Origin of the sequence: Sphingomonas sp. (assembly GCF_024508665.1) — a bacterium.
In the GTDB taxonomy this organism is placed as follows: domain Bacteria; phylum Pseudomonadota; class Alphaproteobacteria; order Sphingomonadales; family Sphingomonadaceae; genus Sphingomonas.
The window spans coordinates 37,701-52,060 of the sequence record NZ_JANINP010000001.1 but is presented as its reverse complement, the minus strand read 5'-3'; the positions used below and the strand labels follow the sequence as shown (position 1 = coordinate 52,060).

At 64.9% G+C, this 14,360-nt stretch carries 16 protein-coding genes, 1 tRNA gene and 1 pseudogene; 10 read left to right on the top strand and 8 right to left on the bottom strand.

Features of this window, described 5'->3' with window-relative positions; translation table 11 throughout:
- Positions 1–53 precede the first annotated feature (53 nt).
- The 3 genes from Q0L25_RS00250 to Q0L25_RS00240 all read right to left on the bottom strand — a co-directional run bounded on the left by Q0L25_RS00250 (position 54) and on the right by Q0L25_RS00240 (position 1,964).
- Positions 54–332 carry a hypothetical protein gene (locus Q0L25_RS00250; protein WP_296610876.1) on the bottom strand — a complete coding sequence of 93 codons (279 nt, stop codon included), beginning with the start codon at positions 330–332 and terminating at the stop codon, positions 54–56.
- Between the two features lie 69 nt (positions 333–401).
- Positions 402–1,376, bottom strand: a complete 975-nt coding sequence (locus Q0L25_RS00245; protein WP_296610875.1) for a cysteine synthase A — start codon at positions 1,374–1,376, stop codon at positions 402–404.
- Between the two features lie 321 nt (positions 1,377–1,697).
- Positions 1,698–1,964 carry a hypothetical protein gene (locus Q0L25_RS00240; protein WP_296610873.1) on the bottom strand — a complete coding sequence of 89 codons (267 nt, stop codon included), beginning with the start codon at positions 1,962–1,964 and terminating at the stop codon, positions 1,698–1,700.
- Between the two features lie 60 nt (positions 1,965–2,024).
- Between Q0L25_RS00240 and Q0L25_RS00235 the strand changes: the two genes are divergently transcribed.
- The 5 genes from Q0L25_RS00235 (at position 2,025) to aat (ending at position 5,956) form a co-directional block, all read left to right on the top strand.
- A complete protein-coding gene (locus Q0L25_RS00235) occupies positions 2,025–2,546 on the top strand; it encodes a DNA-deoxyinosine glycosylase (RefSeq protein ID WP_296610872.1) in 522 nt (173 codons plus the stop codon).
- Positions 2,547–2,583: 37 nt separating this feature from the next.
- Positions 2,584–3,930, top strand: a complete 1,347-nt coding sequence (locus Q0L25_RS00230; RefSeq protein ID WP_296610870.1) for a type VI secretion protein ImpB — start codon at positions 2,584–2,586, stop codon at positions 3,928–3,930.
- Between the two features lie 88 nt (positions 3,931–4,018).
- A complete protein-coding gene (locus Q0L25_RS00225; protein ID WP_296610869.1) occupies positions 4,019–4,405 on the top strand; it encodes a hypothetical protein in 387 nt (128 codons plus the stop codon).
- Between the two features lie 94 nt (positions 4,406–4,499).
- A complete protein-coding gene (locus Q0L25_RS00220; RefSeq protein WP_296610867.1) occupies positions 4,500–5,210 on the top strand; it encodes a ParA family protein in 711 nt (236 codons plus the stop codon).
- Positions 5,207–5,956 (top strand): leucyl/phenylalanyl-tRNA--protein transferase, encoded by a 750-nt coding sequence (gene aat, locus Q0L25_RS00215; protein WP_296610866.1) that lies wholly within the window; start codon positions 5,207–5,209, stop codon positions 5,954–5,956. The genes Q0L25_RS00220 and aat overlap by 4 nt, the downstream gene beginning before the upstream one ends.
- Before the next feature lie 35 nt (positions 5,957–5,991).
- Here aat and Q0L25_RS00210 read toward each other — a convergent pair.
- The 5 genes and pseudogenes from Q0L25_RS00210 to Q0L25_RS00190 all read right to left on the bottom strand — a co-directional run.
- A pseudogene (locus Q0L25_RS00210) lies at positions 5,992–6,159 on the bottom strand (DUF2155 domain-containing protein); the annotation flags it as partial.
- Positions 6,160–6,440: 281 nt separating this feature from the next.
- Positions 6,441–6,833 (bottom strand): NADH:ubiquinone oxidoreductase subunit NDUFA12, encoded by a 393-nt coding sequence (locus Q0L25_RS00205; protein ID WP_296610864.1) that lies wholly within the window; start codon positions 6,831–6,833, stop codon positions 6,441–6,443.
- Between the two features lie 76 nt (positions 6,834–6,909).
- The gene (locus tag Q0L25_RS00200) at positions 6,910–7,395 is read right to left on the bottom strand and encodes a DUF192 domain-containing protein (RefSeq protein ID WP_296610862.1); all 486 of its coding nucleotides are present in this window, start codon (positions 7,393–7,395) and stop codon (positions 6,910–6,912) included.
- Between the two features lie 5 nt (positions 7,396–7,400).
- Positions 7,401–7,937, bottom strand: a complete 537-nt coding sequence (locus Q0L25_RS00195) for a cold shock protein (protein ID WP_296611398.1) — start codon at positions 7,935–7,937, stop codon at positions 7,401–7,403.
- A gap of 127 nt (positions 7,938–8,064) precedes the next feature.
- Positions 8,065–8,595: a RecX family transcriptional regulator gene (locus tag Q0L25_RS00190; protein WP_296610861.1), complete on the bottom strand. Its 531-nt coding sequence runs from the start codon at positions 8,593–8,595 to the stop codon at positions 8,065–8,067.
- A 125-nt stretch (positions 8,596–8,720) separates the two neighbouring features.
- Here Q0L25_RS00190 and Q0L25_RS00185 point away from each other — a divergent pair, with 125 nt between their 5' ends.
- From Q0L25_RS00185 to nusG, 5 genes are all read left to right on the top strand, one after another.
- Complete coding sequence (locus Q0L25_RS00185; RefSeq protein ID WP_296610859.1) at positions 8,721–10,475, top strand: fatty acyl-AMP ligase; 1,755 nt, start codon at positions 8,721–8,723, stop codon at positions 10,473–10,475.
- A 163-nt stretch (positions 10,476–10,638) separates the two neighbouring features.
- Positions 10,639–12,999, top strand: a complete 2,361-nt coding sequence (locus Q0L25_RS00180; RefSeq protein ID WP_296610858.1) for an EAL domain-containing protein — start codon at positions 10,639–10,641, stop codon at positions 12,997–12,999.
- Between the two features lie 74 nt (positions 13,000–13,073).
- Positions 13,074–13,150 (top strand) — tRNA-Trp (locus tag Q0L25_RS00175).
- Between the two features lie 350 nt (positions 13,151–13,500).
- Positions 13,501–13,698: a preprotein translocase subunit SecE gene (gene secE, locus Q0L25_RS00170; protein WP_084239095.1), complete on the top strand. Its 198-nt coding sequence runs from the start codon at positions 13,501–13,503 to the stop codon at positions 13,696–13,698.
- An 8-nt stretch (positions 13,699–13,706) separates the two neighbouring features.
- Positions 13,707–14,246 carry a transcription termination/antitermination protein NusG gene (gene nusG, locus Q0L25_RS00165; RefSeq protein WP_296610855.1) on the top strand — a complete coding sequence of 180 codons (540 nt, stop codon included), beginning with the start codon at positions 13,707–13,709 and terminating at the stop codon, positions 14,244–14,246.
- Positions 14,247–14,360: the final 114 nt, after the last annotated feature.

The window sequence follows — 14,360 nt, the reverse complement described above, 5'->3', positions numbered from 1 at the left end:
CTCAGCGCCGCTTTGGGATGATTTCCCATCGCTTCCCGGTCTGGACACGGAAATCAGTGCTTGGCGGGGGTAGGCGATGCCGCCGGAGCGACGCCCATTTCGGCCAGCGGCTCGCTGGTCGCGGTATCCACCGGGGTGGCGCTATTGGACGCGGCAAGATTGGCAGCGACATCGACCTTGGGCGCACCGACCGCACTGAGCGGACGTTCCCGGCTGACGATCGCGAACAAGGCTGCGGCGACGCCGATCATCAGCAAAACCGCCGCTAGGCCGATCATGCCGACCTTCACCCGCTGCATCGTTTGAATATTGTCGCGAACCAATGTTTTCATACTTGTGTGGCATTTATGTAACGCATCGCGAGGCGTTTGTCGACCTTGCTGGTGCCACAGCCTACCGCATCAAGCGGGAACCAATCCCTTGGATGCCAACCAGTCGTTGTTGTAGAGCGTTGAAAGGTAGCGGAATCCCGTGTCGCAAAGGATCGTTGCGACCCTGCTGCCCGGGCCCAATTGTTTCGCCAAGGCGACGGCGCCGGCGACGTTGATTCCCGACGACAGGCCCAAGCAAAGACCCTCTTCATCGAGCAGGCGCCTGACCCAATGATAGCCCTCGGCGTCCGAGATGCGGAATTGGGTGTCGACCGGCGCGCCTTCCAGATTGGCGGTGATCCGCGCCTGTCCGATCCCCTCCGCTACCGACGACCCCTCGCTGTGGAGTTCGCCGCATGCATAATAGGAATAGAGCGCCGCGCCATGGGGGTCGCTGAGCGCGATCGTGACCTTCTCGTCGTGCGACTTGAGGCCAAGTCCGACGCCAGCCAGCGTCCCACCCGTTCCGACCGCGCAAGTGAAGCCGTCGACCCGCCCGTCCATCTGATCCCAGATTTCCTCGGCGGTGCCGACGATATGCGCCTTGCGGTTGGCGATATTGTCAAACTGATTGGCCCAGATCGCGTTCGGCGTTTCTTCGGCGATGCGCCGGCTGGTGTGCACGAAATGGCCGGGATTCGAATAGGGCGCAGCCGGCACCAGCACGAGTTCTGCACCCAGCGCGCGCAACGTATCCATCTTCTCGCGGCTCTGCGTCTCGGGCATGACGATGATCGTCCTGTAGCCCTTGGCATTGGCGACCAGCGCCAGCCCGATCCCGGTATTCCCCGCCGTCCCCTCGACGATCGTGCCGCCCGGCGCGATCAGTCCGCGTTCCTCGGCATCCTCGACGATGTACAAGGCGGCGCGATCCTTGACGCTGGCGCCAGGGTTGGCAAATTCGCATTTGCCGAAAATCTCGGCGCCGGCCGCCTCGCTCGGCCCTTTGAGGCGCACGAGAGGAGTATGGCCGATGAGCGACAAGGTGTCAGACGTAATGGGCATAGTGCCTAGATAAACCGGCGCGCGGCGCGGGCAAGCAATCGCTGCTGCGCGGCGGGCAATTCCTTGTTGTGTGTTGGCTACCTATCCTTCTCCCCTTGCGGGAGAAGGATAGCGGAGCTTGGCGGCTTGCCGCCTGGAGCAGCTTGGATGTGGGGGCGGCGCAAAGCGCCGCGCGACCGCTACGGGGTCGCCCCTCACCTTTCCACTCGGCTTCGCCGAGTGGGCCCCTTCCGCATCAGGTAAACAGCGCCCCGCGCCGTTAGGTCATGCCGAGGGCATGACCGACCCGATGCGCCCACAAGGGGAGAGGAGTTTTAAATCTTACTCCTGATGCGCGGCGCTGCTCGCCGAAGCGTTGGCCGACGTGTCATTGGTCGCCGCGCCGTCGTCCGGCGCCGCCGCATTGTCGGCCACCGCCGCGGTTGCATTCTCTGCCGGTGTTGGCGTCGGGCTCGGGACTGTCGCCACGACATTGCCGACGGCCGTGGTGGTGATCGAGTCGGCCGAATTCTGACCGACCGCCGTCTGGCTGCCGCCGCATCCCGACAGCATGGCCAGGATCGCGCCTACCAATAGCACTCGCTTCATGCCCACCTCCCTGATTGTCGAGGATCGTCACCCGATCCGGCAGCGCGGTCAAGGCGGGACGTGTCTGGCCGGCCGCGCTACAGTGAGGCGGTGACACTCAAACGCTCCTTCCCGCCGGTCGTCGACGCGCGAACGCAATTATTGATCTGCGGCAGCCTGCCCGGCGACCGCAGCCTCGCCGCGCAACGTTATTATGCGCATCCGCAAAACCAGTTCTGGCGGCTGCTCTCCCCCGTCGTTGGCCGCGACCTCGCAGCGATGGACTATGAGGACCGGCTCGCAGTCCTGCTCGATGCGCACATTGGCCTGTGGGACGTCGTCGCGACCGCCACGCGCACCGGCAGCAGCGACGCCGCGATCCGCGATCACGCCCCCAACGATCTCGTGCAGCTTGCCGCGACGCTGCCCCGATTGCGCGCGATCGCCTTCAACGGCGGCACCGCGCACAGGATCGGCCTGCAACTGATGGACAAGCACGCCCAGCGATATGACCTGATCGCATTGCCGTCGAGCAGCCCCCTGCACACGATCGGCATCGCGGCGAAGCAGGAGGCGTGGACCGCGCTCGGCGACTATCTCTGACCTGTCCCACGCGCCAATGTTCGGGTAATGTTCCAAAATGAGGCCGGTCGAGTCGATAACCCCCACCCCGTGCGACGCGCACGGCCTGTCGGTCGAGTTGACGCTACCGCCACGCCCGCTGCGCTGGCTGTTCCTCGACCTCAATTCCTATTTCGCCAGCGTCGAACAACAACTCGATCCCGCGTTGCGCGGCAAGCCGGTGATCGTCGCTCCGGTCGGGTCCGACACCACGGTCGCGATCGCCGCGTCGGTCGAGGCCAAAAGATACGGCATCACCACCGGCACGCCGGTATGGGAGGCAAAGAGGCTGTGCCGAGAGTTGCTGATCGCACCCGCCCGCCACGACAAATATGTCGAATTCCACGACGCCGTGATCGCGGAGATCTGGAGGCACATCCCCGTTACACGTGTCTGTTCGATCGACGAAGTCGCGTGCCGCCTGCTCGATAACGAGAATTCACCGGATCAGGCGATAGCATTGGCTCGGCGGATCAAGGCCGGCATCCGCGCCAATGTCGGCGATTGCCTGACCTCGTCGGTCGGGATCGCGCCCAACCGGCTGCTCGCCAAGCTGGCGTCCGACATGCAGAAGCCGGACGGATTGATCGTCCTGACCGCGGAGCAATTGCCGCAGCGGCTGTTCGGGCTGGCATTGCGCGATATTTCGGGGATCGGCGCGAACATGGAGCGCCGGCTGGCGCGCGACGGCGTCAACGATATCCGTCAGTATTGCGAGCGCCGCCCGCGAGATGCCGGCACCGCCTGGGGCGGCACCAATGGCGATCGTCTATGGTATCTGCTCCACGGGGTCGATCTGCCCGACAAGGCGACGCGGACGCGGTCGATCGGGCACAGCCATGTGCTGTCGCCGGGCAAGCGCGGGCTCGAGCCGGTACGGCTGACAGCGCGGCGGCTGGCGCTAAAGGCGACGAGCCGGCTGCGGCGAAAGGGCTATGCCGCACGTTTGCTGGTCCTGCATGTCCGCTTCGAGCAGGACAAGACCGTGTGGCAAACCAGCCGCCGCTTGGCACCGACGCAGGACAGTTTCCAGGTTCTCGCCGCGCTCGACGCCTTGTTCCCGAAGCTGGCCGAAGAAGGGCGGCAGCGTCACGGCTCGCTGCGCGTACGGATGATCGGCGTGACGCTCAACGAAATCGTGCCGATCGCCGGCGAGCAAGGGTCGCTGTTCGAGCATCTCGACCCCGACGACCCGCTGGCTCGGGAGACGCGCGGTCTGGCGCTCAGCCGCGCGATGGACAGGCTCAATGAAAAATTCGGCCGCCACGCGGTTTCACTGGGCCCTTTTTATGGCGGACGGATCGATCGCGTCGGTACGAAAATTGCGTTCGGCCGTATCCCCGATATGGACGAATTTCACGAATGACACTTTTGTTGCAACGCATCATGACCGGAACGGCCCAAAATGGTTATATCTTGACCTTCACTGCTGCGTGCGCGAAGCGCGAACCCCTATGAAGACCCCCCTTCTCCCCGCAACCGCCGTGGCGCTCCTGGCGCTGACGGCCTGTCAATCCAAGACCAGCACCACGACCGTCGAGAACTCGACCAGCGTCGAAAACAAGACGGTCGCCGAAAAGCCGAAATTCGAGCTTCCGCCGGCGATCAAGGCCGAGGTTTCGATGCGCTGCCATGGCGATAACTCATTGGCACACGTTACTTTTTTCGAAGGCGACAAGCAGCTTACCGTGTCGGCGCCGTCGGACGCCGCCGCGGTCGTGCTGAAGGCCCCGGAAGCGGGCAAGCCCTATGTCGGCGACGGCGGCTGGGAAGTATCCGGCACGCCCAAATCGATCAAGCTGACCGCGCCGGGCAAGCCTGCCCAGACCTGCGACGCCTGATTCCAACCCGGCGGTCCGCGTTTCGGCGCGGACCGCTGTTGCATCAATTGCCCATATTGGGCACCTTTGCGGTCGTAGCCCAACAGGAGCGGGCATGGCGACAATCGCGATCTACAGCCTGAAAGGCGGCGTCGGCAAAACGACGCTGGCAGTCAATCTGGCCTGGGCTGCCTCTACGCTCTCATCGCGGCGGACATTGCTATGGGATCTCGATCCCCAGGCGGCCAGCAGCTTTCTGTTGCCCACCAAAAAGAGCAAGGCCGACGCGCAGTCGGTATTCACCAAGGAAGTCGAACCGAGCAAGCTCGCGCGCGCAACGGCGATCCCACGCCTCGATGTGATCGCCGCCGATACGTCGCTGCGCGGGCTCGACCTACTGTTCCATGAACTCGACAAGAAGAAGCGGCTGCAAAAGCTGCTGGCGTCGTTGGCCAAGGATTATGAACGGGTGATCCTCGATTGCCCGCCCGGCATGACCGAAACGAGCGAACAGGTCATTCGCGCTGCCGACCTGATCGTCGTGCCCGTCATCCCCTCACCGCTGGCGCAGCGCGCCTTCGACGACATGGCCGCGTCGCTGGGCAAAGCCAAGGTGCTGCCGGTCCATGTCATGGTCGATCGCCGGCGCCGGTTGCACAGCGAAGCGGTAACCGCGCACCCCGATTGGCCGGTGATTCCGATGGCCAGCATCGTCGAACAGATGGGCGATCGCCGCGCGGCGGTGGGTCAGTTCGCAGGAAGCTCGGCGGCGGCACGCGCTTTTGCGGCGCTCTGGCAGACAATCGAGAAACGGCTGGCGCGATGAAACCCCCTCCAGAGCCATCCTATGAGGTTCTCGATCCCAATCTCGTACTCGGCGCCTATGCCGTCGGCGTGTTCCCCATGGCCGACTCCCGCGATGCGGCGGGAGTCTATTGGGTCGAACCGCGCAAGCGCGCCATCCTGCCGCTGGACGGTTTCCATCTGTCGAAGTCGCTCAGAAAGGTCATCGCCGCGGACCGATTCCGCGTCACTGCCGACGCAGCGTTCGAGGATATGATCGCCCTCTGTGCCGAAAGCGCTGCCGACCGGCCGGAGACGTGGATCAACACGACGATCGAAAGCGCGTTCACCACGCTTCATTATCAGGGCCGCGCGCATTCGATCGAATGCTGGGACGGCGATCGATTGGTCGGCGGTCTCTACGGCCTCGCGCTCGGCAGGGCGTTCTTCGGCGAATCGATGGTCAGCCGCGCGACCGATGCCTCAAAGGTGGCCCTCGCCTGGCTCGTCGCGCGGTTGCGCGTGGGCGGGTTCACCTTGCTCGACTGCCAATTCATGACGCCGCATCTCGCCTCGTTGGGCGCGATCGAGATCAGCCGGAGCGATTACGTCGCGTTGCTGGGCGCGGCGATCGACGGCTCGCTCGGCGCTGCGGTGTCGGGCGTCGCGGCGGGAGATTTCGGCGCGCTCGACCGGCTGCCCGATTTGGGCGATTCCGCAGGCGCCGTCACCGTGTCCGCCCCGCCTTTGGGGAAGGACATCGTGCAGCTCTTGACCCAGACGTCGTAAATCGGATCGATCACCACGTTCAGGTTCGGCCGCTCCTTGTACAGCCAGCCTGAAAATACCCGCTTCCACTGCTTGTCGGTCTGTTCGATGTCGAGCTGGACGAAGGCGCCGGTATAATGCTCGGCTTCCCACGGCGCTGTTTCCTCGCATGCGCGCAGGCGGACGATCGCATTGCCGACACGAATCGCCTCGCCGGGTTTCATCGTCAGATCGCGCGTCTGGCTGTTGCGTTTGTTGAGCAGGCCGAGCGTCGCGACGCGCTGGTTCATCGGCGTCGCGCCTTGTGTCGGATTGGAGGCGTCGCCCGAAACATCGATCGTCTCGACGCCGCCCGACTGACCGCTATCGTCGAGCGCGGTCGGCGCGGCGGTCGCCACCGCATCGGGCGGCGGCGCCGGCGGCGTCTGGTACCAATTATAGCCGGCCCAGCCGGCAGCACCGATCCCGGCCGCCAGCGCGGTGATACCGCCGACGCGGCGCCAGTTCATCCTTCCGGCGTCCAGGCTTCGTAATCACCCGTGGCAGGCGCGCGATGCCCGCCCTTTTCGAGCGCGCCCGGCGGCCGATAGGCCAAGGCGGTCCCGGTCAGATTGGGGACGGCGGGCTTTTCCCAGCGGCGCTGCGCCGGCAGCGCGCGATCGGGCACGTCGTCGATCTGGTGGTGCAGCCAGCTGAACCATTCGGGCGGAATGCGGCTGGCGTCGTTGGCGCCGTTGTAGATCACCCAGCGCCGCGGGTTGCCGTTGGTGTCCTTGCCGCCCCGGTAATAGACGTTGCCGAGGTCATCCTCGCCGACGCGTTCCTTGCCGAGAAGGCCTGCCATCGTGCCCCAGGTCGCGCCGGTCCACCAGGTGAAGGGATTGAGATTGATACCCATGGCCCGCGCTTAGCGGCTGACGGTCCGGCGTTCAACGTCTGCCAACGTCTTCCCGGCGAAAGCTGCCATCGCAAGGTCACCTGCCGGTCCAGGTCACCTTGTCACCCTCGGCAATGCCCAATGCGGAACTGCGCCCGCCTTTGAGCTCGAGCACCGCAGCCACCGGCTCCCCCGACGGGATCGGCGTTTCGTCTTCGGGAATCGCATTTTCCGCGATGCGTGCGATCGTACCGTTGGCGCGGATGAAGATGATGTCGAGCGGGCTCGGCGTATTCTTCATCCAGAAACTGGCTTCCTTGGGTGCGCCGCCGCCGGCTGGATAGGGCCAGAACAGCATCCCGCCATTGTCGGGGATGTCGGTGCGGAACATCAGCCCCTTTTCCTGCTCGGCCGCGCTCTTGGCGACTTCGACCTGGAAAGCGTGGGCGCCGTTGCTGCTGGCGATGGTCAGTGCGATCGTCTTTGCTGATGCATCGCTGTTCGCGCTCGCGGGATCGCTCTGCGAGCAGGCAGTCGGTAAGGCGCACAGCGCCAAGGGCAGCAACACATACCGGAACTTCATGAAATTCAGTCCTGTTCGACCATGACCGCCAGCGGGCCCTTGCGGCCCTCGACGACCCTTGCCCTCAAGCGCTGCTCGGGCTCCACCTCATGCAGGCCGGCGCGGCGCAGCGTTTCCATATGCACGAATATATCCGCCGAGTCGGCATCGCGCACCAGGAAACCATAGCCTTTCAGACGATTGAACCATTTGACCGCGACCGGTTCGAACGGGCCGGCCTGATCAAGCATGGACACCGGATCGACGCGATCGGCATCGGGACGGACGCGCGGCGGCGGCTCGACCGCGGTCGACAGATCGATGGCCAGGATCGCGCTTGCCTGCAAGCCGCGGTCGCGGCGAACCGCCACGCAATCGACCCGCGCTCCTTCGGGCAGGCTGCGCCGGCCATGCGGCTGGAGCACCGAAAAGTGGATCAGGATGTCACCGGCCTGATCGTCATCGACCAGGAAGCCGAAACCGCGCGTCACATCGAACCATTTGACGACGCCGCGATGATGCGATTCGCCGTCCGCCAGGGCCCCGACGTCAACTTCTCCCAAAGACTCCAGCGGGCGGTCGCCCGACTCCAGCTGCGATTCTACGCGCACAGTCACCCCCTGCGAACGGCCAGTGTAGCACGATCACGATGAAAGCCAAAGGGTTAGCGCGGCTCGTTTCGGAGCCGTTCTATTCCAGCAATTCGGCGGGATCGTCACCGGGATTCATGCTGGCCAGCGCGCGAGCCAGCTGGAACGAATGGCCCGCGCGGAGCAGCGCCGCGACGTGCCTTTCGCGGGTCGGGCGATCGCCCGGTTGGTCGGCGAACGGACCGATCCGCCGCCGGCGGGCATAAGCGATTGCGGCGCCGACCGACCGATCGGCGACCGCCGGCGCGATGGCATCGGCGTCGTCGCCGTCGATACCCGCCTGGCGCAATACCCCTGCCACGCGCCGCGCGCCCAATCCGCGCCGCGCCATATTGCTCGCCTTGGCTTCTCCCCAGGCACGATCGTCGATATAGCCGAGTTCGGCCATGCGATCGGCGATCCCCGCCGGATCGGCTGCTTCCCCATCCCAGCCCCGCTCGCGTATCTTGCGGCGGAGATAATCCGTCAGCCGCCCGCGCGTGGTTGCGAAGCGCTCGACATAGCGCAACGCCAGCCGTTCGAGGCTCGAACGGTCGAGCGGCGGGGCGGATTGACGAGGAACTCGGGCCATGTCGCCATGTTTGTGCCACACTGACAACCGAATTTGAACGCGTGCGGGCGGCAGGGGGCCGTCGCTGGCATGAAGCGGCCGGTAAGAGCTGCAGGAACATGGGCGCGAAGGTGATGACATTAGACATGGCGACTGACGTGGTGGGCGAGCGAACGGAGAGCCTACAGCCGACTCCGACCGACGACGCCTTGCCGCGGCGATTGGCCGATTTCGCGACGTTGGGCGAAGCGCTCGACTATGCCGCGCAAGGCGTGCGCGGACTCAATTTCCACGATCCGCGCGGCACGCTGGTCCGCGCTTATCCGTTTTCCGAAATGCGGCAGGACGCGCTGGCAATGGCCCGCCGCCTGATCGCGTCGGGCGTGAAGCCCGAGGACCGTATCGCGCTGATCGCGGAAACCGGCGTCGAGTTCGCCAGCCTGTTCTTTGGCGTGGTCTATGCCGGCGCCTGGCCGGTGCCGCTACCGCTGCCGACCAGCTTCGGCGGCGCGCAAAGCTACATCGACCAGCTGTCGGTCCAGCTCAAGAGCTGCGACCCGACGATGCTGATCTATCCGCCCGAGATCGGCGCGATGTGCGCCGAAGCGGCAAGGATCCAGAATGTCGAGGGAATCGACTGGACGAGCTTCGCCGAGCGCCCTGCCCCCGCGGCCGAATTGCCGCAGGCCGTGGGTGAGGACGTCGCCTATCTGCAATATTCGAGCGGATCGACGCGCTTCCCGCACGGCGTCGCGATCACGCATCATGCGCTGCTGAACAATCTGGCCGCGCACAGCCACGGCATGCATGTCGGCGACGGCGATCGCTGCGTCTCGTGGCTGCCCTGGTATCATGACATGGGACTGGTCGGCTGTTTCCTGTCGATCGTCGCCAACCAGGTGTCGACCGATTACCTCAAGACCGAGGATTTCGCGCGCCGCCCGCTCGCCTGGCTCGACCTGATCAGCCGCAATCCGGGCACGACGCTCTCTTATTCGCCCACGTTCGGCTACGACATCTGCGCGCGCCGCATGTCGAGCCAGACCAAGGCGAGCGATCGATTCGATTTGTCGCGCTGGCGCGTCGCCGGCAACGGGGCCGACATGATCCGCCCCGACGTGATGCAGTCGTTCGTCGACGCGTTCGGCGACGCCGGGTTCAAGGCCACCGCATTCCTGCCCAGCTACGGTCTGGCCGAGGCGACCCTGGCGGTGTCGATCATGCCGCCGGGCGAAGGCATTCGAGTCGAACTGGTCGAGGAAACCCAGCTGTCGGGCCAGGAAGGTCGCCACGATCGGCCGCAGCGTTATCGCGCGATCGTCAATTGCGGGAAACCAGCGCGCGACATGAAGATCGAGATACGCGAGGAGGACGGCACGCCGCTGCCCGAGCGCGCGATCGGCAAGGTCTGGTGCGCGGGGCCGTCGGTAATGGTCGGCTATTTCCGCGATCCCGAGGCGACCGCGGCCTGCATGCAGGACGGTTGGCTCGATACCGGCGACATGGGCTATATGTCGGACGGCTATATCTACATCGTCGGTCGCGCCAAGGACATGATCATCGTCAACGGCCGCAACCATTGGCCGCAAGACATCGAATGGGCGGTCGAGCAACTGCCCGGGTTCAAGGCGGGCGACATCGCCGCCTTCGCGATCACCACGCCGGGTGGCGAAGAGACGCCCGCCGTCCTGGTCCAATGCCGGACCTCCGACGAAGCCGAACGCCTGCGCCTACGCGACGAGATTCGCGAGCGCGTGCGGTCGGTCACCGGCATGAACTGCGTGATCGAATTGATCCCGCCGCGGACATTGCCGCGCACCAGTTCGGGCAAGTTGAGCCGGGCAAAGGCGCGCAATCTGTACCTCGCCGGCGAGATCAAGCCGTACGCGATCGCCGCCTGAACGCTCGCGCGACTCCGCCAAACGCGGATCGTGGCGCAGCATGCGCATTTTCTGCAGTTTTGGCGGCGAATCCCGCTTGTTCATCCTCCCATCGGCGTAAATTCGTCATAAATCGTACACGCGTCTAACTCTTCGCTAACCCTGCAGGCGTTATCCGCAGCGCGTGAGCACGGAGCCCTCTTCCCAATTCGCCACCCCGCGGATCGACGTCCGTGCGCTGCTTGGCCTCTATGACCCGGCGGACACCACCGACTGGGGCCCGATTCGGGCGGCGCAATTGCACGCCGGACGCCAGCTCGCCTTGTTCCTGCTCGGTGCCAATGTGATCGGCGCGGCGCTGGTCGTCATGATGTTCGACAGTCAGGTACCGCGCGCGATGTTGATCGGCTGGGCGGTTCTGACCGGTTTAGTCGGCGTCGGCGTGACGATGCGGCGCCTCGCCTCTCGCCATCGCGACGCCAATTCGGCGACGCTGGGCGATGTGCGCGATACCGTCCTGGAGGGAATCGCGCTCGCGTGCGTCTGGTCGATCCCGCCGCTGGCATTGGGGTCGCGCGCCGATATCGGCACTGCCATGGGCCTCTGGATCGTATTATCCGTCATGCTGACCGCGTCGGCCGTGGCGATGGCGGCACTGCCGCTGGCGACGCTCAGCTTCCTCGGTATCCTCGGCACCGCCATCGCCGTCATGCTGCTGTTGATCGGCAGTCCCTTGCTGGCCGCCGCGACGATGCTGTTCGTCGTCCTGCTGATGATCAGTTGCTTCCAGCGCGGAAAAGCGCTGGTGGTGATCCGCGCCAACGAAATCGGTCTGTCGGAACGCGACCAAACCGTCAGCCTGCTGCTCCGCGAATTCGAGGAGGAGGATGGCGACTGGCTGTGGGAAACCGACAGCGCGCGGCGCATCGTCCGCGCCAGTCCGCGCTTCGCGCGTTCGGTCCATCTCGATCCGGTGAAGATCAACGGCATGCCGCTGCTCCAGGCGCTCGCCGGCGTCCATTGGGAGAGCGGCGACTTCTCCTCCGGGCTGCGCGTACTTGCCGACAAACTCAAGAATCGCGAGGCGTTTCGCGATATCCTGCTGCCGGTGCAGGTCGGTGACACCGAACGATGGTTCGCGCTCGCTGCCAGCCCGCGCCACGATGACGATGGCGCCTTTATCGGCTTTCGCGGCGTGGGATCCGACGTCACCGCCCAGCGCGAATCGGCCGACAAGATCAACCGCATGGCGCGGTACGATATGCTCACCGGCCTGCCCAATCGGCTCCACCTCAACGAGCAACTCGGCCGGGCGATGGCCGAGGCCGAGAAATGGGGCACGCGCTGCGCGTTCATGATGATCGATCTCGATCGCTTCAAGGCGGTCAACGATTCGCTCGGCCATCCTGTCGGCGATCGACTGCTTGGACGGGTGTCGGAACGGCTCGGCCATCTGGTCAGCGACAATGAGGTCGTTGGCCGGCTCGGCGGCGACGAATTCGCCGTGGTGGTGCGCGATGCGTCCGACACGGCCCGCGTCGAGAAGCTGGCGCAGGCGATCATCGAGATGTTGTCGCGGCCGTACGAGGTCGACGTGCACACGCTCTATATCGGAGCTTCGGTGGGCGTCGCGATCGGCCCGCGTGACGGCCGCACCGCGGAAATGCTGATCCGCTCCGCCGACCTCGCTCTCTATCGCTCGAAAGATGCCGGCGGCGGCGTGTTCCACACCTACGAACCCCAGCTTCACGTCAAGGCGGAAGAGCGGCGCGTACTCGAAATGGCGCTGCGCCAGGCGCTCGAAAAAGGTGAGATGCACCTGGAATACCAGCCGGTGGTGGTCGCGGGATCGGGCAATCTCACCGGCTTCGAGGCACTCTTGCGCTGGACCCATCCCGAACTGGGCGTCATTTCGCCCGGCAAGTTCGTGCCGCTGGCGGAGGATGCGCGACTGATCGTGCCGATGGGCGAATGGGTATTGCGTGAAGCGTGCCACGAGGCTGCGCGCTGGCCGTCGCCGACGCGCGTCGCCGTGAACGTATCGCCCGAACAGCTGCACAATCCGGCATTCGTATCGGTGGTCGCCTCGGCGCTTGCCAATAGTGGCCTGCCGCCGGAACGGCTCGAGCTCGAAGTGACCGAGGGCGTGTTCATGCGCGAAGGCACCGTCGCGGTGCAGGTGCTCGAACGCGTACTCGATCTTGGCGTGCGCCTGAGCCTGGACGATTTCGGCACCGGCTATTCGTCGCTCGGCTATCTCGCGCGCACGCGCTTCTCGACGATCAAGATCGATCGCAGCTTCGTCCAGGGCGCGTCCAAGGGACAGAAGGAGCCGATCGCGATCGTTCGCGCCGTCGTCGCGCTTGCCCAATCCCTGGGCATGGCGACGACCGCGGAAGGCGTCGAGACCGAGGAGGAACATCGCCTGATTCAGGACCTCGGCTGCACCAAGGTCCAGGGCTATTATTTCGGCCGCCCGCTTCCGGTCAGCGAAGCGCGCGCGCTGGCGTCGCGCGACTGGGGCAACGAAGCTGCCGCTGCCTGAAACGGCCGCGTGACAAACCGCGACGACTAACTATTGCCGCCCGCGCGCGGTGGCGCTACAGGCATCCGCCGCACAGGGGTGTAGCTCAGCTGGTTAGAGCGTCGGTCTCCAAAACCGAAGGCCCTCGGTTCGAATCCGAGCTCCCCTGCCACTCTTCCTCTTCCGCCCGGTATTCCTGCTCGCGCTCGATCGCCGCGAGAATCCGGATGGTGGCGTGGTCGAGTTCCATGGGAGTTCCCTAGTAAGGCGGTCGCATATCGGACGCTCGCCCAACGATAGTGGGGGGAGCGCGATCCCAGCAAAATTGGTTAATCGCGACGAACCGTTGATCGCCGCATCGATGCAACGGTCGCTTCCGCGCGAGCGCTTGCGTTCCGATTGGTGCGGCGCTATTTCCGCCCTCAATCCGAAATCGGGATTGATTGTCGTCCGTGCCCCTTGAGGGACCGGGCGGCGGTCCTATGTCCCCAATCTCGGCAACGATTACATAGGTTCAGGCACGTGGCGAAAACGTCCCCGATGGAATTCATCCGGCAGGTCCAGGCCGAGACGCGCAAGGTCGTGTGGCCGACGCGTCGCGAGACGATCATGACCGGGGTGATGGTGATGATCATGACGGTCATCCTGGCGGTGTTCTTCTTCGCCATCGACAAGGTGTTCGACACGGGCGTCGAGTTCCTGCTGAGCCTCGCGAAATAAGGTCTCCCATGGCACGCTGGTACATCATCCACGCTTATTCTGGCTTCGAGGGCAAGGTCCGCGATGCGATCATGTCCGAGGCTGCCCGCATGGGTCTCGAACAGCTCGTCGAGCAGATCGAGGTTCCCACCGAAACGATCACCGAAGCCCGCCGCGGCAAGAAGGTGCAGGTCGAGCGCAAGTTCATGCCCGGCTATGTGCTGGCCAAGCTGGCGATGAACGACGACGTCTATCACCTGGTCAAGAACACGCCCAAGGTGACCGGCTTCCTCGGCCCCAACGGCAAGCCCCAGGCGATCAGCGACGCCGAAGCCGCGCGCATGCTCAACAGCAAGGAAGAGGCCGCCGCCTCCGCCCCGCGCCAGCAGGTCAAGGTCGATTACGAGATCGGCGATTCGGTCAAGGTGCTCGACGGCCCGTTCGCCTCGTTCAACGGCGTGGTCGAAGAGCTCGACTTCGACAAGTCGAAGGTCAAGGTCTCGGTGTCGATCTTCGGGCGTGCTACGCCGGTGGAACTCGACTTTGAACAGGTTGAGCGCTCGAAGTGAGCTGCACGCGGCTAGCGTGAGCTAGCCCGCGAGACAGCGAACTTCCGGCCGGCAGGCCCGCGAAACGCGACCTGTCCGACGGAGGCGCGGGATTCACTCCCGCGTCGGCCCGAG

Excerpts from the sequence above, each read along its gene's own strand:
- Q0L25_RS00200 (WP_296610862.1), bottom strand. The coding sequence starts at position 7,395 with ATGAAGTTCCGGTATGTGTTGCTGCCCTTGGCGCTGTGCGCCTTACCG.
- Q0L25_RS00185 (WP_296610859.1), top strand. The coding sequence starts at position 8,721 with ATGGCGACTGACGTGGTGGGCGAGCGAACGGAGAGCCTACAGCCGACT.
- Q0L25_RS00220 (WP_296610867.1), top strand. The coding sequence starts at position 4,500 with ATGGCGACAATCGCGATCTACAGCCTGAAAGGCGGCGTCGGCAAAACG.
- Q0L25_RS00250 (WP_296610876.1), bottom strand. The coding sequence starts at position 332 with ATGAAAACATTGGTTCGCGACAATATTCAAACGATGCAGCGGGTGAAG.
- Q0L25_RS00190 (WP_296610861.1), bottom strand. The coding sequence starts at position 8,595 with ATGGCCCGAGTTCCTCGTCAATCCGCCCCGCCGCTCGACCGTTCGAGC.
- aat (WP_296610866.1), top strand. The coding sequence starts at position 5,207 with ATGAAACCCCCTCCAGAGCCATCCTATGAGGTTCTCGATCCCAATCTC.
- Q0L25_RS00240 (WP_296610873.1), bottom strand. The coding sequence starts at position 1,964 with ATGAAGCGAGTGCTATTGGTAGGCGCGATCCTGGCCATGCTGTCGGGA.
- Q0L25_RS00205 (WP_296610864.1), bottom strand. The coding sequence starts at position 6,833 with ATGGGTATCAATCTCAATCCCTTCACCTGGTGGACCGGCGCGACCTGG.
- Q0L25_RS00225 (WP_296610869.1), top strand. The coding sequence starts at position 4,019 with ATGAAGACCCCCCTTCTCCCCGCAACCGCCGTGGCGCTCCTGGCGCTG.
- nusG (WP_296610855.1), top strand. The coding sequence starts at position 13,707 with ATGGCACGCTGGTACATCATCCACGCTTATTCTGGCTTCGAGGGCAAG.
- Q0L25_RS00230 (WP_296610870.1), top strand. The coding sequence starts at position 2,584 with ATGAGGCCGGTCGAGTCGATAACCCCCACCCCGTGCGACGCGCACGGC.
- Q0L25_RS00245 (WP_296610875.1), bottom strand. The coding sequence starts at position 1,376 with ATGCCCATTACGTCTGACACCTTGTCGCTCATCGGCCATACTCCTCTC.